General features: G+C 34.5%; 20 protein-coding genes and 1 other annotated feature. Of the genes, 7 read left to right on the top strand and 13 right to left on the bottom strand.

The window, feature by feature from the left end:
• Nucleotides 1–166 precede the first annotated feature (166 nt).
• Nucleotides 167–1,696, bottom strand: a complete 1,530-nt coding sequence (locus A9G08_RS09595) for an AMP-binding protein (protein ID WP_065563483.1) — start codon at nucleotides 1,694–1,696, stop codon at nucleotides 167–169.
• Complete coding sequence (locus A9G08_RS09590) at nucleotides 1,693–2,577, bottom strand: SDR family NAD(P)-dependent oxidoreductase (RefSeq protein ID WP_218058467.1); 885 nt, start codon at nucleotides 2,575–2,577, stop codon at nucleotides 1,693–1,695. The genes A9G08_RS09595 and A9G08_RS09590 overlap by 4 nt, the downstream gene beginning before the upstream one ends.
• A 723-nt stretch (nucleotides 2,578–3,300) precedes the next feature.
• Between A9G08_RS09590 and A9G08_RS09585 the strand changes: the two genes are divergently transcribed.
• Nucleotides 3,301–3,735: a PTS sugar transporter subunit IIA gene (locus tag A9G08_RS09585; RefSeq protein ID WP_065563482.1), complete on the top strand. Its 435-nt coding sequence runs from the start codon at nucleotides 3,301–3,303 to the stop codon at nucleotides 3,733–3,735.
• Nucleotides 3,728–5,134 carry a PTS fructose transporter subunit IIC gene (locus tag A9G08_RS09580; protein WP_065563481.1) on the top strand — a complete coding sequence of 469 codons (1,407 nt, stop codon included), beginning with the start codon at nucleotides 3,728–3,730 and terminating at the stop codon, nucleotides 5,132–5,134. Before A9G08_RS09585 ends, A9G08_RS09580 begins: the two co-directional genes overlap by 8 nt.
• A 54-nt stretch (nucleotides 5,135–5,188) precedes the next feature.
• On the opposite strand, the gene A9G08_RS09575 is transcribed toward A9G08_RS09580, so the two are convergent.
• Nucleotides 5,189–6,871, bottom strand: coding sequence for an amidohydrolase (locus A9G08_RS09575; protein ID WP_065563480.1), 1,683 nt, complete (start codon nucleotides 6,869–6,871; stop codon nucleotides 5,189–5,191).
• A gap of 149 nt (nucleotides 6,872–7,020) precedes the next feature.
• On the opposite strand from A9G08_RS09575, the gene matP reads away from it, so the two are divergent.
• The 3 genes from matP (at nucleotide 7,021) to cysB (ending at nucleotide 11,251) form a co-directional block, all read left to right on the top strand.
• A complete protein-coding gene (gene matP / locus A9G08_RS09570) occupies nucleotides 7,021–7,485 on the top strand; it encodes a macrodomain Ter protein MatP (RefSeq protein WP_065563479.1) in 465 nt (154 codons plus the stop codon).
• Nucleotides 7,486–7,514: 29 nt separating this feature from the next.
• Nucleotides 7,515–10,115: a type I DNA topoisomerase gene (gene topA, locus A9G08_RS09565; protein WP_065563478.1), complete on the top strand. Its 2,601-nt coding sequence runs from the start codon at nucleotides 7,515–7,517 to the stop codon at nucleotides 10,113–10,115.
• A gap of 164 nt (nucleotides 10,116–10,279) precedes the next feature.
• Nucleotides 10,280–11,251, top strand: a complete 972-nt coding sequence (gene cysB / locus A9G08_RS09560; protein WP_065563477.1) for an HTH-type transcriptional regulator CysB — start codon at nucleotides 10,280–10,282, stop codon at nucleotides 11,249–11,251.
• A 75-nt stretch (nucleotides 11,252–11,326) separates the two neighbouring features.
• On the opposite strand, the gene hisIE is transcribed toward cysB, so the two are convergent.
• From hisIE to A9G08_RS09515, 9 genes are all read right to left on the bottom strand, one after another.
• Nucleotides 11,327–11,953 (bottom strand): bifunctional phosphoribosyl-AMP cyclohydrolase/phosphoribosyl-ATP diphosphatase HisIE, encoded by a 627-nt coding sequence (gene hisIE / locus A9G08_RS09555; protein ID WP_065563476.1) that lies wholly within the window; start codon nucleotides 11,951–11,953, stop codon nucleotides 11,327–11,329.
• On the bottom strand, nucleotides 11,947–12,723 hold the full coding sequence (hisF, locus tag A9G08_RS09550; protein WP_065563475.1) for an imidazole glycerol phosphate synthase subunit HisF: 777 nt from the start codon (nucleotides 12,721–12,723) through the stop codon (nucleotides 11,947–11,949). The genes hisIE and hisF overlap by 7 nt, the downstream gene beginning before the upstream one ends.
• Nucleotides 12,705–13,442 carry a 1-(5-phosphoribosyl)-5-[(5-phosphoribosylamino)methylideneamino]imidazole-4-carboxamide isomerase gene (gene hisA / locus A9G08_RS09545; RefSeq protein ID WP_065563509.1) on the bottom strand — a complete coding sequence of 246 codons (738 nt, stop codon included), beginning with the start codon at nucleotides 13,440–13,442 and terminating at the stop codon, nucleotides 12,705–12,707. The genes hisF and hisA overlap by 19 nt, the downstream gene beginning before the upstream one ends.
• Nucleotides 13,443–13,459: 17 nt before the next feature.
• Nucleotides 13,460–14,047, bottom strand: coding sequence for an imidazole glycerol phosphate synthase subunit HisH (gene hisH, locus A9G08_RS09540; protein WP_065563474.1), 588 nt, complete (start codon nucleotides 14,045–14,047; stop codon nucleotides 13,460–13,462).
• A complete protein-coding gene (gene hisB / locus A9G08_RS09535) occupies nucleotides 14,048–15,115 on the bottom strand; it encodes a bifunctional histidinol-phosphatase/imidazoleglycerol-phosphate dehydratase HisB (protein WP_065563473.1) in 1,068 nt (355 codons plus the stop codon).
• 8 nt (nucleotides 15,116–15,123) lie between these two features.
• Nucleotides 15,124–16,182, bottom strand: a complete 1,059-nt coding sequence (gene hisC / locus A9G08_RS09530; protein WP_065563472.1) for a histidinol-phosphate transaminase — start codon at nucleotides 16,180–16,182, stop codon at nucleotides 15,124–15,126.
• Nucleotides 16,183–16,194: 12 nt separating this feature from the next.
• Nucleotides 16,195–17,493, bottom strand: a complete 1,299-nt coding sequence (hisD, locus tag A9G08_RS09525) for a histidinol dehydrogenase (protein ID WP_065563471.1) — start codon at nucleotides 17,491–17,493, stop codon at nucleotides 16,195–16,197.
• Nucleotides 17,494–17,497: 4 nt separating this feature from the next.
• Complete coding sequence (gene hisG, locus A9G08_RS09520; protein WP_065563470.1) at nucleotides 17,498–18,397, bottom strand: ATP phosphoribosyltransferase; 900 nt, start codon at nucleotides 18,395–18,397, stop codon at nucleotides 17,498–17,500.
• 32 nt (nucleotides 18,398–18,429) lie between these two features.
• Nucleotides 18,430–18,555, bottom strand: a sequence feature (His leader region).
• Between the two features lie 191 nt (nucleotides 18,556–18,746).
• Nucleotides 18,747–19,139: an Lrp/AsnC family transcriptional regulator gene (locus A9G08_RS09515; RefSeq protein ID WP_065563469.1), complete on the bottom strand. Its 393-nt coding sequence runs from the start codon at nucleotides 19,137–19,139 to the stop codon at nucleotides 18,747–18,749.
• 106 nt (nucleotides 19,140–19,245) lie between these two features.
• On the opposite strand from A9G08_RS09515, the gene A9G08_RS09510 reads away from it, so the two are divergent.
• Nucleotides 19,246–19,797 carry a cysteine hydrolase family protein gene (locus A9G08_RS09510; RefSeq protein ID WP_065563468.1) on the top strand — a complete coding sequence of 184 codons (552 nt, stop codon included), beginning with the start codon at nucleotides 19,246–19,248 and terminating at the stop codon, nucleotides 19,795–19,797.
• 141 nt (nucleotides 19,798–19,938) lie between these two features.
• On the top strand, nucleotides 19,939–20,976 hold the full coding sequence (locus tag A9G08_RS09505; protein ID WP_065563467.1) for a hypothetical protein: 1,038 nt from the start codon (nucleotides 19,939–19,941) through the stop codon (nucleotides 20,974–20,976).
• Nucleotides 20,977–21,455: 479 nt separating this feature from the next.
• Here the strand turns inward: A9G08_RS09505 and A9G08_RS09500 are convergent, their stop codons facing one another.
• Nucleotides 21,456–21,872, bottom strand: a complete 417-nt coding sequence (locus tag A9G08_RS09500; protein ID WP_065563466.1) for a DoxX family protein — start codon at nucleotides 21,870–21,872, stop codon at nucleotides 21,456–21,458.
• Between the last annotated feature and the right edge of the window lie 5 nt (nucleotides 21,873–21,877).

Genomic DNA, 21,877 nt, shown 5'->3' with positions numbered 1-21,877 from the left:
CTGAAAACTAGAAATAAACCAGTCAACTTTTCAGGCTTATTTTTCAAGAAGAGTAACTCAAAGTAGAGGTTAAATAGCGCCGCCTACAAATTCATAATACCTTTCTAAGAAAAATTTTTATTAGAATATAATAATGGACAACAGTTCATTTATTGCTAACTAAGTGTTATGCATTACTTAAATGATTAAAAAATAGCTTTTGTAATTTTTTACGGTTTATTTTTCCAATACTTGTCATAGGTAGTTCGTCGATAAAAATGATTTTTTTTGGCATCTGATAACGGGCTATTTTTGATTTAAGCCAGTCCTGTATTTTAGTTTCGGATTGTTCGGTATTAGGATTTAAAACAATAAAGGCGACCAATCTTTGCCCGAATTCTTCATCCGGCACACTTATCACTGTTACATCATTAATTTCCGGATGAGTTGATAAGCAGTGTTCAAGTTCATATGGATAAACATTTTCACCACCTGAAACAATCATATCATCAACTCGACCTGCTAAAAAGTAATAACCGTCAGCATCTTGATAGACTAAATCTCCTGTTGAAACCCAATGGTTGCCTACAGTTGACCAAGCACATTTAATAAACAGCTCATGGTGTTTTTGTGATTCATTGTTTTGCTTCTGTAATTTTGTTGATAATCCTCTCAGCGGTTTACCAATGGTTTCTGGCTTGATAGAGAGAGCATCGGGCGAGGCAATCATGCAAACGCCTGCTTCTGATGTACCATACAAATTGAATAATATCTTTCCAAGTGTAGCAATGACTTGATCAACTAATATTGCTGTAATTGGCGCGCCTCCGGTAATAATACATTTTAAACTAGTGAGTTGATGTTTAGAGCATTTCAGCATCCTATTTAACATTAAAGGAACAAGTGTGACCACCTCTATTTGGTTACTAGCAATTAACCTGCATGCTTTTTGACTATCAAATTTTTTTGTTAAAAACATTGTCGCACCTAATAACACAGCTATACATAAACTTGCCATACCAAACCCATGATAAATAGGCGTTGCAATATAGATTTTTTGATAACGGAAAAGATTTAGTTTCACCAGTAGTTGACAAAATGGACTAATAAAATTTTGTGCCTTACTGTTGCGTTCTGCTAATTTAAAACGCCCTGTTGTACCACTCGTTAAAACTATAATTTTTGAGAAGTGGGTCGTTTTAATTTTTACATCAATTGTTGAAGTTGAAGCTAATAGAGAGTGAATTGACATAAGGCTTTCATGATAAATGGGTAAGCTTTTTACATTTGATAAACACTCTATTTCTGGATCATGAATTATCCAGTCAAAACCGACATTTTCGTGAATGGACTTAAGTTGATTTGTCGACAGTTCAGTATTAATAAGATAAACATCAACGCCTAATCTTGTCATTGCAAATAAAGTGTGAACTAAGAGTAGGTGGTTGTGCGCTATAATAGCGACTTTTTGATGATGCTTTATTTTAAAATTAATCGCTAATTGTTTGGCAAGGTGCTGAGATTGATTAAAAAGAGTGCGATAATCAGTGCCAGTACCATTCTCATCGATTGCAATTTGGTTAGGAGAAAGCTTTTGACGAACATAAAGCAACGCCATTAAATTGATACCAACAATATGAACGCTATTTAATAAGTGCCAAATGCCTAGTAAAGTTAATAATTTCTTTTTATATAGCGCTTTAATAAGTTTTATCATAGCGTTTTCTTCAAAAAATAACGGTTCAATTTAACCCAAATATTATTAAAAAATAATGAGGCAAGTTGAACTATAATGGTCCACCATGGTTTATATTGATGTTTTTTTGTTTGTAATAAACGACAGATTATGGCTGCAGCTTTATCAGCTTGTAAGGCAGGAAATCTCTTATAAATCTTAGTAGGTTCAATCATTCGTGTTTTAACAAGAGGTAAATAAGCTGTTGAAACATTGATTTTCTGATTTTCCAATTCTGGCCTTGCACAGCTTAACCATTGGTCAAAGGCCGTTTTTGAGGCTTGATAAGCAGCCCAATTAGCCGTTGGGGCTAAAAGTACGTTTATGGCAGAAACATTAATAATTTGCCCTTGATTACGCTGTAATTGGGGAATTAACGCCAAGCAGAGTTTGACCGGTGCATAATAATTTAACTTCATCGTTCTATCAAAATCATGCATACGTGATAATGATTGCAGTATTGACCGACAAATTGATTTGCCAGCATTATTGATTAAGATATCAACAGAGTATCGCTGTAAATTAGTAATTAAATTATCCAATTGTTCCGATTCGCGCAAATCAACCGAAAATATATCAATCTTAGCTTTTTTGTGAGCTAATGACTGCTGTATATTTATTAATTTATCATGTGTTCTAGCGACTAAAATAAGATGACATTGAATATTGGCTAAAAGATTAACCAGACTTTCACCAATTCCATAGCTAGCGCCGGTAATGACAATCACTTTATTTTCTAATTGGCATTTTAATTTTGAATAATTAGGCTTAACGATTGGAAAGAGTACACAATTAAGAAGATTTGAGGAGTTGAACATTTTTGTACTGCCGGTAAACAATTGCGCATAGTATAAGGTAAACATTCAATCAGTCAACAAGTTAATGTTTTTTAAAATAAGTTGATTTTAAAGTTTATATCTAAATAAAAAACAGACCTTCCTTAAGAAACTTGAAATTATTGTATTAATTTCTAACTGTCAGTATTTCAAGCAAGTTATTTATTAGATTGCTTTTCCCCTATTAAAAATTTTGCTGCATCAGAGTTGAATGTAAAGCTTAATAAACTTGAAGATTATTCTTTTAAACGTTCAAGTATTATTATCTGCTGAAAACAAATGATTGCTTAAACCCTTGATGATGCTTTAAATTGTAATAATATTACTCCATATTTCACTGATTTATAAATCTTTGCTTATGCAATTCGAGTGCAAGCTTTACTTTACAATGCAGCACAAATTTTAAAAGCCAGCATGTTATCTTAATATTTGATAATTGGTTAAGTACATGTGAGATTTTTAGAATGTTATTCTCAACATCTAGAATTTTTACTTCTTTTATAACGCAATAATTGGTTGCTGCTCAGCAGTTAACTTTACCAACTAGTTTTATTCAGTGTAAGAATTTGCTATTGAAGTTAATGATTATTTTAATCATTAATAAATTCTAAATATTTCATATTTGTGATCTAGATCAAATTATTTAATCAAAAAATTAAGTGTCAATAAAAAATGAACGTTATATATTTGTTTTGTATATCTTTATTTTACTAAAATTTTATACTAAATAATTATCAAGAGGACTTATTTATGGCTTTAATTCCGGTTATTCCCGTCGAACTAACTGATAATCTTGCTCAAGATAAATCATTAGTGATCAAATTAATGGCAGAAAACAGTAACGAGTATTTAAACAATGTCACACAATTTTTCCAAGATCTTATGAATCATGAAAAAGAAATGGATACAGATGTACTAACAGATATTGCTTTGCCTCATGCTAAAAGTGGTGCAGTGAAAACACCATTTATTGTGGTAGGTAAGTATAATCCAGGAATAATTTGGAATAATGAAAATAAAGTTAAGTTAGTAGTAATGATTGGCGCTCCAGAAAATGCGGATAAAGAGCATTTGACAATAATTGCTAAATTGGCATCTAATTTGGCTGATGATGATTTTATTGAAGAACTGTTAAATAGTGATATTCAAACTGTAGCAAAATTAATTCGAGGTTTATATGAGTAAAGAATCGCTAAAAAATAAAAAAATTGTGGCCATATGTGCCTGTACAGCGGGTATGGCTCATACTTATATTGCTAAACAAAAAATTGAAAATGAAGCTAAAAAACGAGGATGGGATTGTAAGGTCGAAACACAAGGCGCAGCAGGGATTGATAATGTATTAACAGAACAAGATTTAAAAAGTGCTGATGTAATTTTGTTAGCAACAGATATTTCTATTGATAATGCTGAAAGGTTAGAACCTTTCAAAAATGTGATTAAGGTGAGCACCGGTGAAGCGGTTAAAAACACGGTTAATATTTTTAACAATGCTGAAGCACTATCATCTAAAAAAGAAGTTAAGGAGAGTATTGGAAAAGAAATATTTAGGTCATTAAATACTGGTATCAGTAAATTTTTACCAGTTATTATTGCTTCAGGTATTCTTTTTTCAATAGTGTTAATGACTGGTCATGTAACTGGTGACACTATTTTACCAAGTAATCAATTCTTTGCCGATTTACAGCAAGTTGCGTTTTATGGCTTTGCAATGATGGTACCTGTGCTTGCGGCATATATGGCTTATTCGATTGGTGGAAATGCCGCTTTAGCTCCAGCATTTATTATGGGATATGTAGTAAATAATCCAATTGGTGCTAATCATGTAAGTACAGGCTTTATTGGTGCTATGATTTTCGGTGTTTTAATTGGTTATTTTGTAAAATGGTTTAAAACAGTTAAAGTCCATCCAGTTATTGCCTCTGTTATGCCTGTTATGATTATTCCAACTGTGACCTTATTAGTTATGGCTCCTATTTATATTTATGGCTTGTCATATCCGCTAGATTGGTTTGTAAAAGCGATGGTCGAAACTTTAAAAGGCATGTCTGAAGTTAACGCGGCATTTTTAGGTATAGGAATTGGTGTTCTTGCAGCGCTAGATATGGGCGGACCATGTAGTAAAGCAGCTACAGCTTTTACATTAGCAGCTATGGCAGAAGGTGTTTACGGTCCTAATGGTGTATTTCGTATGTGCTGTGCAATTCCTCCTTTAGGATTGGCTATTTCTTCTTTGATTGTGTCTCGCTCTAAATATACTAAGGAAGAAAAAGAGTTTGGTATTACTGCGTTCTTTTTATCCCTAGCTGGTATTACAGAAGGGGCGATTCCATTTGCGGCTAAAGATCCAAAACGCGTTATTATTGCGATCGTTGTTGGTACAGCGGTTGCGGGAATGCTAGGCATGATTAATGGTATTGATTCATTAGTTGCATTTGGTGGTTTAGTTGCGTTAGGTGGTGTAACCAAAGGTGCATTATGGTATGTCATTGATATGTTTATCGGAGCATTTATTATTGCTGCGATTTTACATTTTTCTCGAAAACCAGCAGTGGAAGGCGATGTTATTGTTGATGCTGATTAATCATTGAAAAATTACCCCGACTAATAGGCGGGGTAATAAATTTTTTAACGATTATTAGGCGTGTTGATAAACTGTTTTCCCTCCAACAATCGTCGTTAATACTTTGACATTTTGAATATCCGTTGCTGGAATGGTAAATGGATTACGATCTAAAATAATTAAATCTGCAAATTTTCCTTTTTCTATAGAGCCTATATAATCATCTTGTTTTAACACATAAGCGGCGCCAATTGTTGCACAGCGTAGGACTTCGGTTGCTGTTAAATTGCGGTCACTATTTAAACGAGGGTGCTGTGCGTCAATTTGTCTGGTCATAGCGATTTGGAAATCATACCATTCATTAAGTGGATCAATTGGCCAATCGCTACCAAACGCACAGGTGACTCCAGCATCTATATACTGACCGTGGGCTTCTAAACCATTATAGCGTTCGGCACCAAATAAGGTTTCGTATTGTTCTACCATTGCTGAGCTACAGCCTGCCCATTGGAATGAAAATACTACACTGGTTTTCAATTGTTTATAACGAGCAAATTGATGCATTGCACTGAGTTCATTATGTGCAGTGCTAGGACGAATATCTGCATCTGGTAGTGTTTTTCGCATTTTTTCAATCGCGTTAAGAACAACTTCAATTGCTCCTTCGCCAACAGTATGCATGTGAGGATGAAATCCAGCTTTAGATGATTCGAGTATTAATGCATCTAACATCTCTGTTGAATAATATAGATCACCGAGGCGATCTTTTTCATTTTCTAATTGATAAGGTTTTAGTAAGCGAGCTGTCATTAATGGTGCTTGCATCACTCCATCGACAAATAATTTGGTATGCGATACTTTTATACCTGGTTTAGGTTGCCAGTTTTTATCATCATAACGCTTAGCAAATTGTTTAACGCGATCAATAACAGCAGGAATATCTTCAATAGAACCGACATCATCAGGTGGTAATTCACGTGCACCAAATAAACGTATTGAGAGCTGATCTTGTTGTTGTAATTTTAGAAATGCATCGGCTTGTGTTTCAGTGATGCGTGCATCCATAACTGACGTTACACCTTGCTTATTTAATTCAGTTTGTGATAATTTAGCTATGTTTACTGCTTGTTCATCGGTAATTTTAGAGATGCTGTCAAATGCGCGCATAGCAGGGGCATCTTCTAATATACCGTTTAATTCGCCATCTTCAGTGCGTCCAATTTTTCCATCAGAAGGCTCTGGCGTATTACGATCAAGTCCAAATTTTTCTAAAGCAATACTATTTGCAACAAGCGTATGACAATCATTTGAAAACAGAATTACAGGGCGCGTGGTATTAAGTTTATCAAGATCAAAGCGGGTAATGTCGGTTCCGATTGGTAACACTTCTTGGCGCAACCAGCCACGAACTTGTAACCAGTTTTTACTATTGTCTGCGGAATCATTATCTAAATATTCTTGAATAATGGCTAAGGTAGTATCAACAGTTAAACTTTGATAATTTAAATTACATGATGATAATTGCATACCGCCCCAAAAGGTATGTAGATGAGCATCAATTATGCCAGGCATCATTGTTTTACCTAGTAGATCATGAATTATTGTACAATTATCAACATATTGGGAGTTATTTATCTCTTGTGTGGTACCAGTTGCAATAATATAGCCATTTTTAATTGCAAGCGCTTCACAAACGGTATCATGCTCGTCTGCAGTGTAAATGTAACCATTAATATAAATAACATCGGCTTTTGCCATTATTTGTAATTCCTTAAGTAGAAGTTCAAAATGATAGGCGAACGATAGCAGATTTATAAAAAATTTGTCAAATGCAATAATTTTCTTTATTGTGTGTCAAGATTATGCTACAACTAACATATTTAGTTACAGCGTCACAAGGTGAGCTCATGAAATATCAACAATTAGAAAACCTTGAATGCGGTTGGAAGTGGCACTATTTAGTAAAAAGACATTTAGAAGGGGAGCCTATCACTCGTTATGTTGAAAAGAGTGCAGCTCAACAAGCCGTAAATGAACTATTGTTATTAGAACATAAACCGACAGCCGTCGTTGATTGGATTAAGCAGCATTTAAATCCCGATTTAGATAACCGCATGAAGCAAACCATTCGGGCGCGACGAAAACGACATTTTAATGCCGAGCAGCAAAATACACGTAAAAAGTCTATTGATTTAGAATTTCTAGTCTGGCAAAGATTAGCTAATTTAGCTAAACGCCGGGGATGTACGTTGTCACAAACAATTACACAATTAATTGAAGATGCAGAGCAAAAAGAGCAGTATGCAAGTAAAGTGTCGACAATTAAAGATGATTTACTGTCATTACTTGATGTTAATTTAGACAGTAAATAACTTAAACTACAGGATAAATAGGTTTAATTATGGGAAAATCCCTTGTTATTGTGGAATCACCAGCAAAAGCAAAAACAATTAATAAATATCTTGGCAAAGATTTCGTGGTTAAATCAAGCGTGGGGCATATTCGAGATCTTCCAGTTAGTGGTAGTAGCCACCGCAATGAAAAAACCAGTAAAGATAAAGCCGAGAAGAAAGTAAAACGATCTGAAAAGCAGATCTTAGTCGATCGTATGAGTGTCGATCCTTATAATGGTTGGAAGGCTCATTATGAAATTTTACCCGGTAAAGAGCGGGTAGTTGATGAGCTTAAAAAGTTAGCCAAAGATGCTGATATGATTTATCTCGCAACCGACTTGGATAGAGAAGGGGAAGCCATCGCGTGGCATCTAAAAGATGTTATTGGTGGTGATGATGATAAATATCGACGTGTTGTATTTAATGAAATCACTAAAACTGCGATTCAAAATGCGTTTAAGCATCCTGCTATGCTTGATATGGATCGTGTTAATGCTCAGCAGGCACGCCGATTTATGGACCGCGTAGTTGGTTTTATGGTGTCGCCATTACTTTGGAAAAAAGTAGCAAGAGGTTTGTCAGCTGGTCGAGTCCAATCCGTTGCGGTACGATTAGTTGTTGAACGTGAACGTGAAATCCATGCCTTTATTCCTGAAGAATATTGGGAGCTCTATGCTGACTTAAAAACAGCTAATCAAGAAAAACTAACTATGCAAGTTACGCATTATAAAGATGATGCGTTTGAACCGAAAGATCGGGTTGCTATTGATATTGCTTTAGCAGAGCTAAATAATAAACAATATCAAGTAACCAATATTGAAGAAAAGCCAACTAAAAGTAATCCAACTGCGCCATTTATTACGTCGACTTTACAACAAGCTGCAAGTACTCGCCTTGGCTTCGGGGTGAAAAAGACAATGATGTTAGCACAGCGTTTATACGAGGCAGGTTATATTACTTATATGCGTACCGACTCTACAAATTTGAGTCAAGACGCATTAACGATGGTCCGAGATTATATTGGTGAAAATTATGGTGATAAATATCTACCAAAATCACCGAATGTTTATACGAGTAAGAAAAACTCACAAGAAGCGCACGAAGCTATTCGTCCTTCTGATGTTAATATACAAGCTACAAGTCTGAGTGATGTTGAAGTTGATGCTGTTAAGTTGTATCAACTAATTTGGCGTCAATTTGTTGCTTGTCAAATGACATCAGCTGAATATAACTCAATTACTGTTACTGTTAAAGCTGGGGATTTTACTTTAAAAGCAAAAGGTCGTACTTTACGTTTTGATGGTTGGACAAAAGTACAATCTCAGTTGAGTAAAAACAATGAAGATAAAATGTTACCCGCTGTATCTGTCAAAGATATTTTAGAGTTACTTAGCTTAAATCCAGATCAACATTTTACTAAACCACCTGCTCGTTACAATGAAGCTTCTTTAGTAAAAGAGTTGGAAAAACGAGAAATTGGTCGTCCTTCTACTTATGCAACGATCATTTCAACTATTCAAGATCGTGGATATGTACGATTAGATAATCGTCGTTTTTACGCAGAAAAAATTGGTGAAATTGTTACCGATAGATTAAGTGAAAATTTTAATGATCTTATGAGTTATGATTTTACCGCTCGTATGGAACATGCACTTGATGAGATCGCTAATAAAAAACAAGAATGGCGCGAAGTTTTAGATCAATTTTTTGAAGATTTTAGCCAGCATCTTGAAATCGCTGAACAAGATCCAGATCATGGTGGAATGCAATTAAATCCTTTAGTCTTAACTCCAGAAATAAAATGTCCTAATTGTGGTCGTGAAATGGGGATTAAAACTGCAGGAACTGGCGTGTTTTTAGCTTGTTCTGGTTATGCATTACCGCCAAAAGAGCGTTGTAAGCAGACAATTAACTTAATTCCAGAACATGAAACCTTAAACATTTTGGAAGAAGCTGAAACAGCTGAAACCAACGCCTTAAGAGCACTTAAGCGTTGCCCTAAATGTCATACCGCTATGGATAGCTATCTGCTTGATAATGAGCGTAAGCTGCATATTTGTGGTAATAATCCTATTTGTGATGGTTCTTTGGTTGAAAAGGGTACATTTAAAGTAAAAAGTTATGATGGGCCCATTATCGAATGTGAAAAATGTGGATCAGAAATGCACCTTAAATCAGGTCGTTTTGGACTCTATATGGGCTGTACTAATCAAGATTGTAAAAATACACGTAAAATCTTGAAAAATGGTGATGTGGCTCCTCCTAAAGAAGATCCAGTTGATTTGCCTGAATTACAATGTACTAAATCAGATGCACATTTTGTCCTTAGAGATGGTGCATCAGGTATATTTTTAGCAGCGCATAATTTCCCAAAATCACGGGAAACTCGTGCACCATTAGTTGAAGAGTTACAACGCTTTAAATATCGTTTACCAGAAAAATTTATTTATTTAACTGAAGCACCAAGCCATGATCCAAATGGTAATCCAAGTATTGTTCGTTATAGCCGAAAGAATAAAGAACAGTATGTTACTTCTGAAGTTAACGGCAAATCTACTGGTTGGGTCATGCAATATGTTCATGGTAAATGGGTTAATAGTAAAAAATAGGTAATAACACTTAATCATTTTATAAAGAATAGCTCAGGTTCAGTAGCTGTTTAATATAAAAAGCCGTTTATGTGGTAAGGTGTGAAGGGAATTACCTTAAAAAACCCCTTTCCTCAAGTTTTTTTGAGAAAAGGGAAAGGTATATAGTTAAAGGAGCCTTTGTCATGAAGTTGCAACAGCTGCGTTATATTGTTGAGGTTGTTAATAATGATCTCAATGTATCGCTTACCTCTGAAAAACTTTATACCTCTCAACCTGGAATAAGTAAGCAGATTAAATTATTGGAAGATGAGCTAAATGTACAAATCTTTACCCGTGTAGGTAAACATCTTTCAGAAGTTACACCAGTTGGTGAGCAGATTATAGCTTTAGCCCGTGAAATTTTAAATAAAGCACAAGATATTAAAATTTTAGCTAAAGAGTTTAGTCAACCAAATCAAGGCTCATTAACGATAACAACCACTTATACTCAAGCTCGTTATACTTTACCTCTTGTTATCCAACAATTTATGCAACAGTACCCGAGTATCACTCTTCATATGGAACAAGGGTCATCTCCTCAATGCCTGATGCAAGTACAAACTGGACAAGCTGATTTTGCTATCGTGACCGATTTATCAGATCTTAGTGATGATATGATTGCATTACCTTGTTATCATTGGAACCAAGCTGTCATTGTCATGAAAGATCACCCTTTAGCTAAAAGCAGTTTAGTTACAATTGATGAGCTATCTAAATATCCATTAGTTAGTTATGATTTTTCTAATGATGGTTCCGATCTTAATCAGGCATTTATTAAAGCTAATCAAGTCCCAAATATTGTATTTAGCACTACTGATGCTGATTTGATTAAAACCTATGTCAAATTAGGTGTTGGTGTTGGCATTGTGGCTAAAATGGCGGTTGATGAAAGTTCAGATTGTGAATTTGTGGTGCTAAATGCCGGCCATATATTCCCTTACAGTACAACTTATATCGTCTTTGCGCGATCTCTGTTCTTGCGTAATTATATGTATGATTTTATTAGTCAATTTTCTCCACATTTAAATAGACAAACAATAGATAAAATTAGTCTTTGTGAAAACAATGTAGCAGTGCAAGCTATGTTTAATGGAGTTAAATTACCTGTTAGATAAACCGATAGGTCATTTTGAAATGTATTTTAAGAAACCAAGCTCAAAGATTGTGCCTCGCTTGGTTTCTTTTTAATATTATTTATGTCTAGCTTTTAAAATGCCAATCACATCTTGGAGTGATAGATTTTGATCCTGTAGTAAGACTAATAGATGGTAAATCAAATCTGCCGATTCATTTTTCAATTCTTCTTTATCTCGTACAGTGGCAGCAAGGGCGGTTTCTACACCTTCTTCTCCGACTTTCTGAGCAATACGCTTAGTACCATCATGATAGAGTTTTGCAGTATAAGAGGTGTTAGGATCAGCTTGCTTACGAGAGCCAAGTAATTGTTCTAAATCGTATAGAAAGCCCCATTCAGTTTTAGAATTCTTAAAGCAGCTGTTTGTTCCAGTATGACAAGTTGGTCCAATCGGATTGACTAAAATTAACAGCGTATCGTTATCACAATCGGTTGAGATATTAACGACATTTAAAAAGTTACCGGAGGTTTCGCCTTTGGTCCATAAACGTTGTTTAGTTCGAGAATAAAACGTTACTTTTCCGCTACTTAGAGTTTGAGCTAAAGCTTCCTGATTCATATAACCCAGCATGAGCACTTCACCAGAAATATAATGCTGAATAATAACTGGCATTAAATTATCGATTTTTTGCCAATCAAGTGATTTTGTATCTATCTGTATTTGGGAATGTTGAGTTAACATAATCGTATTTCTACTCCATGTTGAGCTAAATATTGTTTAAGTTCGCCAATATTAATAATTTGTTTATGAAAGACTGAAGCCGCTAAAGCACCATCAACATTAGTTTCTTTAAAAGCTTGTAAAAAATGCTCCATAGAACCCGCACCGCCAGAAGCAATCAGTGGTACTTGGCAAACTTCTCTAATCGTTTTAAGTTGCTTAAGATCATAACCATTACGAACACCATCTTGGTTCATCATATTCAATACAATTTCACCGGCACCTCGCTTTTGGACCTCTTGTACCCAATCAATTGTATTCCATTTGGTGGCTACAGTACGCTTTTCATCACCAGTAAATTGATAAACATGATAACTATCTGAATCTTTATCATACCAAGTATCGATTCCAACAACGATACATTGCACACCAAAGCAATCAGCTAATTGAGTAATCAAGTTTGGATTAGCTAATGCAGGGGAGTTGATTGAAATTTTATCTGCCCCATAAGTTAAAATCTGCCCAGCATCTTCAACCGTTTTTATACCACCAGCAACGCAAAAGGGTATGTCAATAACTTGAGCAACTTTAGCCACCCAACTTTTATCAACCACACGCCCATCAGATGAAGCAGTGATATCATAGAAAACCAGTTCATCTGCACCTTCTTCCGCATAGCGTTTAGCTAATGGTACAATATCACCAATGATTTCGTGATTACGGAATTGCACGCCTTTAACAACTTGACCATTACGAACGTCCAAGCAAGGTATTATCCTTTTTGCCAACATGAAATTGCCTCCTGAACTGTAAATTTACCTTCTAGTAATGCCCGACCCACAATGACACCAGCAACACCACTGTCTTTTAAGTCCTTTACATCGTTCAACTGTCCGATTCCACCAGAAGCTTGAAAATCAATAGTTGGGTATTTTTTGCTAATTTCTTGATATAAGCTTATGTTAGAACCAGTTAATGTACCATCTTTTGAAATGTCAGTACAAAGGACATGTTTTAAGCCATAAGGTAAGTAATCCTCAATTACTTGTTCTAAAGTTTGCTTAGAATCTTCTTGCCAGCCATGAATAGCGACATTTTTATTGCCATATTTGTCAATACGAACATCCAATGCTAATACCAAAGATTCAGGTCCATAATTTTCAAACCATTTTTTTACTAATTTGGGATCTTTAATTGCAGTTGAACCGATAACAACTCGTGTTGCACCAGCAGAGAGAAGGGCTTTAACATCATCTTCACTGCGAATTCCTCCTCCAACTTGTACTGGAACTTGGACACCATTAATCAGTGTTTTAATTAATGTGATTTGCCGAGCTTTTGGATCTTTAGCACCTGTTAAATCAACTAAATGTAGTAATTTAGCTCCTTGCCTCTGATAGTCTTGTAATCGAGTTAAAGGATCATTACCATAATCACGTTTTTGTTCATAATCACCCTGGTGTAATCGAACCACAGTGCCATCAATTAAATCAAGAGCAGGAATAATAATAGGGTAAACTGCCATTTTTACATCTCCAAAAAGTTCTTTAGTAATTTTGCACCGGCTGAGCCAGAACGCTCTGGATGAAATTGCACACCGTAAAAGTTGTCTTTTTGTACGGCAGCTGTAAAGCTTTCGCCGTAATTGGTTTCTGCGATAGTTGATGAGCATAATGGTAAGGCGTATCCATGTACAAAGTAAAAATAAGCACCATTAGGAATATCTCGGAATAAATGGTGGCCAGCTTTAGGGTTAACTTGATTCCACCCCATATGCGGTAGTGGTAGTCCACAATCAGGAATTTCAGAGACTTTTTCGTGAATGATACCTAACGTATGGACATGCCCTTCATTACTATAATCGGCCAAAAGTTGCATACCAAGGCAGATGCCTAATACAGGTTGGGTGCAAACTTTTATCAGCTCGATTAAATTCCGTTCTTTTAACTTTTTCATTGCTGCAGATGCGGAACCCACACCCGGTAAAAAGAGTTTATCCGACTCAAGCACAATATCAGGTTCAAGACTAATAATTGGATTATAGCCTAGTCGTTGTATTGCGTATTTTACTGATGAAAGATTTGCACAGCCTGTATCGAGAATGACAATTTTCATCTATAGCACTCCTTTCGAACTAGGTAATCTATCACTTTCAATTTTAATTGCTTGTTTAAGTGTTCGAGCAAACGCTTTAAATAAGCTTTCGATTCTATGATGATCATTATTTCCCAATGTTTCAATATGTAAGGTGATCCCCATAGCATAAGTTAAAGAGTAGAAGAAATGTTCTACCATTTGTGTACTCATATCTCCAACTTTAGGATCACTAAATTGTGCCGAAAATACAAGGTAAGGGCGACCAGAAATATCTATTGCACATTTTGCTAAACATTCATCCATTGGAATAACTGATGCATAGCGTGTGATTCCACGTTTATCTCCAAGAGCTTGTTTTAGCGCTTCACCTAAAGCAAGGCCAGTATCTTCAATGGTGTGATGATCATCAACATGAAGATCACCTTCAACTTGGATATTGAGTTTAATGCCACCATGAGTAGCAATTTGATCGAGCATATGGTCAAAAAAACCAATACCTGTATTAATTTGGCTACCACCTTGTCTATCTAACCAAACCTCAACTAAAATCTTAGTCTCTTTGGTGTTTCTTTCGACTTTTGCATAACGATCTGCTGTGGTTAAACGTTGAGCTATTTCGTTCCAATTAAGATTTACTGGATCATAACGTAACCCTTTTATTTGCATATTTTCTGCAAGCTGGATATCAGTGACCCTGTCACCAATTACATAGCTATTTTGTTTGTCTAAGTTGCCATTCATTAAATAAGGAAGCACCAGTTTTAGTTTAGGTTTACGGCACTCACAATTGTCCTCAGGAAAATGTGGACAAATTAAAACTTCTTCAAATCTGACGCCTTGTGATTCAAATATTTGCATCATTAAGTTATGAGGGCCATCAAATTTGGCTTGTGGATAGCTGCTGGTGCCTAAACCATCTTGATTGGTCACCATAACTAATTTATAACCAGCAGCTTGTAATTTAAGTAATGCGGGTATCACATTAGGTTCAAATTCAAGTTTTTCGAAACTATCAACTTGAAAATCGATAGGAGGTTCAACAATTAATGTTCCATCACGATCGATAAATAAATATTTTTGTAACATACTTGCTCCTATAATATGGCTTTAAGTGCTGTTATTACTGCTTCACATTCAGCTTGAGTACCAATCGAAATTCGAACAAAACCATCTTGACCAATTGATTTACTTTGGTCACGCAATATAATGCCTTCATTCCAAAGTTTATGAAATACATCCTTATTACTCTGAAATCTAACACATAAATAATTTGATTCACTAGGATAAACTTTTTCGACTATAGGCAGTGCTGAAAGATGCTTAGCTAGCTTTTCTTTTTGATTATTCAGATTGATGACATGCAATCTCATCGTATTAATACTATCTTTACTCAATGCCTGAGTGGCAATGTCAGCTACAGGTGTAGCTAATGGATATGGAGCGATCACTTTTTGTAACGCGTCGATTACTGGCTTATTAGCTAAAGTAAATCCACAACGTAAGCCGGCAAGTGCAAATGCTTTTGATAAGGTGCGTAAAATTACTAAGTGAGGAAAGTCTTTAAGCCAACTGACTACCGTTGAATTAGGCGAAAACTCAATATAAGCCTCATCAATCACAACTAGCGCTCGATCTTCGGCTATATTAAGTAATGTTTTAATATCATCTTGATTGATTAAATTACCAGTTGGATTATTTGGTGAACAAACATAGATTAATTTAACACTATCAATATTTTGCTTAATTCCTTCAAGATCAAGTTGCCAATCTGATTTGGTCGGTACAGTTTTAGTTTTTATTCCTAAAGTTTCAGCACTGACTTGATACATACCATAAGTTGGTGGACAGTAAAGTATTGTATCTGTATCAGGCTCACAAAAAGCACGCATTAACAGTTCTATCGCTTCGTCAGCACCGCGGCTAACTATCACTTGATCAGGTCGAACTCCTGCATACTGCGCATAACCATTTATAACATGTTCAGGCTGTGCTTCTGGATAACGGTTTAATGTTTGTTCTGTTAACTGATAATTGGGGGCAACAGGGTATTCATTGGCATTTAACCACACGTCACCTTTACCACCAATACGCCTGGCTGATTGATAAGGTGTCAACTTTTGTACGTTTTTTCTGACTAATTGATTAATATCCATTTTATCCACCTATTATTTATTATCAGCATTAAGTTTAGCTAAGCGAATCGTTACCGCATTTTTGTGTGCAGTCAGTTGCTCAGCTTGTGCCATTAGCTCAACTGCTGTACCTATCGCTTTCAATCCATCAGGCGTTAATTTTTGTACAGTCATCCGTTTTTGAAAATCTGGTAACCCGAGGCTTGAATAAGTTGAGGTATAACCATAAGTAGGTAATACATGATTTGTACCTGATGCATAATCGCCAGCCGATTCTGGTGACCAATCACCGATAAATATTGAACCGGCACTATTAATTTTATCAACCAGTTGATCCGCATTTTTAGTTTGAATAATTAAATGCTCAGGCCCATAACGATTGCTGATATCTACACATTCTTCTAAATCATTGGTTACTATAAGTCGGCTTTCTTTCAACGCTTTTTCAGCAATATCTTGGCGCGATAGTTGCATAAGTTGTTTATCAACCTCAATCGAAACTTCCTGTGCAATCTTCTCATCAGGAGTAAGTAGTACCACTTGTGAATCCGGTCCATGTTCAGCTTGAGAAAGTAAATCAGCAGCTATAAAAGATGGATTAGCAGAACTATCGGCGATGACCAATACTTCAGAAGGGCCTGCTGGCATATCAATAGCTGCACCATCAAGACGTTGGCTTACTTGACGTTTGGCTTCAGTAACATAAGCATTACCCGGGCCAAATATTTTATCGATTTTTGGAACTGACTCGGTACCTAATGCCATTGCAGCAATCGCTTGTGCCCCACCTAGTTGATAGATTTCTGTTACACCACAAAGATCGGCAGCATATAAAATTTCGTCTGCAATTGGGGGAGGTGAGCATAAAATCACTTTACGACAACCAGCAATTTTGGCTGGAATAGCGAGCATTAAAACAGTTGATAATAAAGGAGCAGAACCACCAGGTATATAAAGACCAACTGAATCAATAGGTCTGGTCACTGATTGGCATTGAATACCTGGCATAGTTTCAACTGTTATGGTCGGTCTTACTTGTGCTTGATGGAATTTTTTAATATTGCTCACAGCTAATTGCATTGCCTGTTTTAAATCCGTTGTGACACGACTAATTGCTGTTTTTATCTCATCTTCAGTTAATTTAATTTGATTGGTTTGAGTTTTATCATATTTACTACTCAATGCTTTGAGGGCTTGGTCACCATTTTGTTTAACCTGTGTCAAAATATCTTTAACCACTTGGCTAATAGAATCTGAGGCAGCAATTGCCGGGCGAGTTAATAATTCTGCTTGCTGTTCTTTAGAACAATTTTGCCAATAAGAAAGCTTCATTTGATTACTCCATCATTTTTTCAATTGGTAATACAAGGATTGAACTAGCACCTAATGCTTTTAGTTTTTCCATGGTTTCCCAGAATAATGACTCAGTACTAACCATGTGTAATGCTACCCGATTTTGTTCACCGGTTAATGGTAAAATAGTTGGATTTTCTGCACCAGGTAATAGCGAAACAACTTGATCTAAAACTGCTGTTGGAGCGTGAAGCATAATATATTTAGATTCACGAGCTTGAATTACACCTTGAATTCGAGTCATCACTTTATCGATTAGGGCTTGTTTAGTGCAGGACATTTCACCTTCACGTTGAATTAAGCATGCTTTAGATTTATAAATGACTTCTATTTCTTGTAAACCATTGGCCTCAAGAGTTGCACCACTTGATACCAAATCACAAATTACATCAGCTAAACCAGCTCGAGGAGCCACTTCAACAGAACCATTAAGCAAACAAGTTTTAAAACTTACATTATATTGAGAGAGATAACGGCGGAGTAGGTGAGGATAAGTTGTTGCTACACGCAAATTATTTAAGCACTCGGGACCTGTATAGTTAAAGTCACGAGGGGCGGCAATAGATAAACGACATCCTCCAAAATCAAGTCTACGCAATTTTTTATATTGTGGATTATAACCTTCAGCTTGCCTATCTAGAACTTCTTCTTCTAAAACATTTTCGCCTACAATACCAATATCAACTACGCCATCAATCACAAGGCCTGGTATATCGTCATCACGAACGCGTAAAATATCAATTGGCATATTTTCAGCGAAAGCAATTAGACGTTGCTCTTGTAGATTAATTTTGATACCACACTGAGCTAGTAATTTTTTTGACTCATCACTTAAACGTCCTGATTTTTGCATTGCTATACGTAAACGTGAATTATCCAACATGTTATTCTCCCTAAATAAAATTATTAACCACAAACAAAAAACCCTCGGAAGTTTGATCTTCCGAGGGTTCTCTATTTGCTTTTGCGAAATCACCGGAAGACCATTTGTCTTCCAGCACCAATCGCCCGAAGACTATTCAGGAATGATGGTGATGATGGTGTTTAGTCATACAAAAACAATTCATAAAAATTAAAACCTTTAAATTTAACTGTTGTACAAAATATAACAGAAACGATTAATGAGCAATAGCTTTTTGTTAATTTATTGAAATAAATTGTAAGCAAGCGATTATTATTAACCATAATGACTTATCAAATATAAATATTTAATCATTTATTTTTACGATTAATTATAAGATTTGTTTTAACTTATGGCTGACTTTATAACGACTATAATCAGCAATTTTATTTAAGAAGTTCTCTAGACTATTATTTTCAAAGTGGCAGACAATCATATAACAACCATCACCAGTAATTTTGTAAAATTCGGAAACCTCATCAAAAGATTTTACTAACTTTTCAAACGATTCAAATTGATTTGAATTCATATAAATAGTAATAAATTGTAATTGAGATTTTTGCTCTTTAATGGTGAATTTTTCGATAATATGATTATTTAATAACTCTTGCACACGTTGACCAACTGCTTGGCTTGACAAGAATACCTTCTCTCCAATCTCTCGCCAAGATTGACGACTATTCTCTTTTAACTCATTTAATATAGCGCGATCTTTTTTATCCATATTTTCATTTTGAAAGCGAACTGCTGTTAATTCCTTCAATTTACTATGTTATTTAAAAGTTAATACCTGCAGAATAATAACATAAAACATGATAAAGGAGAGCAAAATGACGCAAGCATTAATAATTATTGATGTGCAAAATGATTATTTCCCTGAGGGAAAATACCCATTAAATAATACCGAACAGACGTTGAAATATATTTTAAAGTTACAAAATTATTTCCGTCAAAAGCAATTGCCGATTATTTATATACAGCACGTTGATCAAGATGTTAATGCCGCTTTTTTTGTAAAAAATAGCTACGGAAGTCAGTTACATTCTAAATTACTTTCTCTTGAAGAGCATAATGAATTTATTGTTCAAAAAGCATATCCAAATAGCTTTTACCAAACTCATTTACAACAGAAGTTAGAGCAATTAGGTATATCACAATTAGTGATTTGTGGAATGATGAGTCACATGTGTGTTGATTCCACTACACGCTGCGCATTTGAACTAAATTATCAACCAATTTTGATTCATGATGCTTGTACTACTCGTGATCTTAACTTTAATGACAATATAATTGCTTCACAAATAGTTCATGATAGTTTTATGTCTGCATTAATGCGATTTGAAACAGTAAAGAAGTGTGAATCATTTATACAAAAAATTTAATGAAGTGAAATAAATAAAACACTATTTTAAACTTTAATAATTGAAGTAAATATTCTTATTTTTGACATTAATATTTATCTGTGATAATACTGGCTAATTAAAAATAATTTAATATTAATTAGTATTTTATAGGTGTTTTACATGTTTCAATCCATTGATGTGCATCATGTAGCAAGAGAGGTTATTATATTATTATTCTTGTTGCCAATCTTTTATTTCTTTTATGTTTTTTCATTCATAACTATCTTTGTAAGAATGAATCGAATTATTAGAGCAATTCTAGCAACTATAATTTTGGCTTTAACTGTTTATATTTCAATCAATGCTAATTTGGAGTTTTTTATATTTTTTCTTTCAGCCATTGTTTTTCCGCTAATAATTCGTTTTTGCCAATCAGAAACAAAAAAATATTTTGGTTCAAGAAATAAATTAGCTTCTCTATTCAGTTATATATTATTACCATTATTTTGTACTTTCTTTTGGCCGACTTATTTAATCATAGTACCTGGCGTGACTAAGTATTTAGAAAATAGACCAAGTAGCGAGTGCAAAAAAAATGGACGTTTAGTTGAACTGTCTAAAGATGCAATCTTACGTATTTATCCTAATTCTAAATATTCACCATTTTGGGTTATTGAAGGATATAATAGTGCTAATGTTTCAGAAAGAAAATTTTGCGAGAAGTTTTCTAATGATGTAGCTCATAAAATTGATAAAATTAGTGATATTAGAATTGACTCGAGTGATATTTGCCTTCATCCAACATCCAAAGCATTAACTGCTTATTGCAATAATATAAAAAATGAAAATTTACAATTTAACAATTTAGATATTGATTTTTTTAGAACTAATAAGAATAGCTCTGATGACAGTTCATTCAAAATATTTCAAGAAAACTTAGAGTATGCAAAAAGTAAAGAAAACTGTGATTATTGTTATAATAAATTTATAAAGAGTAATCAATTTGACAATAATATAGAATTATATAGATTTACAAATGAAAATATTCTAATTGTTCCCCAACCAAATTGGTTACCTATGCAATCTGAACCATTAGTAATTAAATGTTCAATTGATAAAGATTTAGGATGTCATTATATTTACGAATATAAAGGGGATTTTAAAGTATCACTTCACTATGAATTTATTAATCATGATAATAAAGCCAATTATGGATAGGAACCCATTTACAACCAAGAGTTCATTGATAAATATTTAGAAGGTGCTCAAAAAGCCGCTTTAGTAGTTGAAGATTTTATTGAGAGTCTAAGTGACAAGCAAGATATGGTGGATTGAGACTTTAGTTAAATAGTTTCAAATTACTTGCCGATTGATGTTAGTTTATATTTTAAGGATTGATTTCAGATAAAGCTTTCAATGCTTAGATAAATTTACCCAGAATATACATATTATAGTTTTCTTATTATCAATAAACAATCAAAAAATTGTAGCATAATATGTTTAATAAAATAGATCATATAAACATAACTGGTTTAAATAAAATATAGTTATTTGAATGTTAAGATAGGGAAGAGTAATAAACAATATCGATAGGAAAACTAAGCCATTATTAAAACTAGATTGAACTATTTATTTAAGCGATAAATCAAAATTAGAGGAAAGGTAATCATTTTTACCTTTCCTAGAAATTTAACATATTATGACTCGATAATTTGTGGATATTTTTTACCAGATAGAACGCTAAATCTGCCGGTTCCAAGCAATGAAAGACTAAAAGCAGTTAAAGACATAAATGCTGGATATTCCCAACCACCACCTGGATTAGTAAATGACCAACCATTAGCCCAATGCACAATAGTTATTATTGCTAATTGAAAAAAGGCTATCATTGCAACAGCGCGAGTTAGAATACCTAATAGCAACAATGCACCGCCACCAATTTCAAAAACGATTACAATATAAGAAAAGAACCCAGGAAAACCAAGAGTGTGAAAATACTCTGCGGTACCTTCTGGTGTTAGAACAAGTAATTTAGTAAAACCATGGGCTAAAAACATCATACCTAAAGCAATTCGTAATACGAAAGCAGCTACATCAGTTTGATATTCTTTCATTGTGT

This window comes from Gilliamella sp. wkB195 (assembly GCF_001690445.1).
Classification (GTDB): Bacteria; Pseudomonadota; Gammaproteobacteria; order Enterobacterales; family Orbaceae; genus Gilliamella; species Gilliamella apicola_E.
This window is presented reverse-complemented; position numbering and strand designations above follow the sequence as displayed.

Excerpts from the sequence above, each read along its gene's own strand:
- hisH (WP_065563474.1), bottom strand. The coding sequence starts at position 14,047 with ATGAAAATTGTCATTCTCGATACAGGCTGTGCAAATCTTTCATCAGTA.
- A9G08_RS09585 (WP_065563482.1), top strand. The coding sequence starts at position 3,301 with ATGGCTTTAATTCCGGTTATTCCCGTCGAACTAACTGATAATCTTGCT.
- A9G08_RS09515 (WP_065563469.1), bottom strand. The coding sequence starts at position 19,139 with ATGGATAAAAAAGATCGCGCTATATTAAATGAGTTAAAAGAGAATAGT.
- A9G08_RS09505 (WP_065563467.1), top strand. The coding sequence starts at position 19,939 with ATGTTTCAATCCATTGATGTGCATCATGTAGCAAGAGAGGTTATTATA.
- hisB (WP_065563473.1), bottom strand. The coding sequence starts at position 15,115 with ATGTTACAAAAATATTTATTTATCGATCGTGATGGAACATTAATTGTT.
- A9G08_RS09575 (WP_065563480.1), bottom strand. The coding sequence starts at position 6,871 with ATGGCAAAAGCCGATGTTATTTATATTAATGGTTACATTTACACTGCA.
- A9G08_RS09500 (WP_065563466.1), bottom strand. The coding sequence starts at position 21,872 with ATGAAAGAATATCAAACTGATGTAGCTGCTTTCGTATTACGAATTGCT.
- topA (WP_065563478.1), top strand. The coding sequence starts at position 7,515 with ATGGGAAAATCCCTTGTTATTGTGGAATCACCAGCAAAAGCAAAAACA.
- cysB (WP_065563477.1), top strand. The coding sequence starts at position 10,280 with ATGAAGTTGCAACAGCTGCGTTATATTGTTGAGGTTGTTAATAATGAT.
- A9G08_RS09510 (WP_065563468.1), top strand. The coding sequence starts at position 19,246 with ATGACGCAAGCATTAATAATTATTGATGTGCAAAATGATTATTTCCCT.
- hisG (WP_065563470.1), bottom strand. The coding sequence starts at position 18,397 with ATGTTGGATAATTCACGTTTACGTATAGCAATGCAAAAATCAGGACGT.
- hisF (WP_065563475.1), bottom strand. The coding sequence starts at position 12,723 with ATGTTGGCAAAAAGGATAATACCTTGCTTGGACGTTCGTAATGGTCAA.
- matP (WP_065563479.1), top strand. The coding sequence starts at position 7,021 with ATGAAATATCAACAATTAGAAAACCTTGAATGCGGTTGGAAGTGGCAC.
- A9G08_RS09595 (WP_065563483.1), bottom strand. The coding sequence starts at position 1,696 with ATGATAAAACTTATTAAAGCGCTATATAAAAAGAAATTATTAACTTTA.
- hisC (WP_065563472.1), bottom strand. The coding sequence starts at position 16,182 with ATGGATATTAATCAATTAGTCAGAAAAAACGTACAAAAGTTGACACCT.
- A9G08_RS09590 (WP_218058467.1), bottom strand. The coding sequence starts at position 2,577 with ATGTTTACCTTATACTATGCGCAATTGTTTACCGGCAGTACAAAAATG.
- hisIE (WP_065563476.1), bottom strand. The coding sequence starts at position 11,953 with ATGTTAACTCAACATTCCCAAATACAGATAGATACAAAATCACTTGAT.
- hisD (WP_065563471.1), bottom strand. The coding sequence starts at position 17,493 with ATGAAGCTTTCTTATTGGCAAAATTGTTCTAAAGAACAGCAAGCAGAA.
- A9G08_RS09580 (WP_065563481.1), top strand. The coding sequence starts at position 3,728 with ATGAGTAAAGAATCGCTAAAAAATAAAAAAATTGTGGCCATATGTGCC.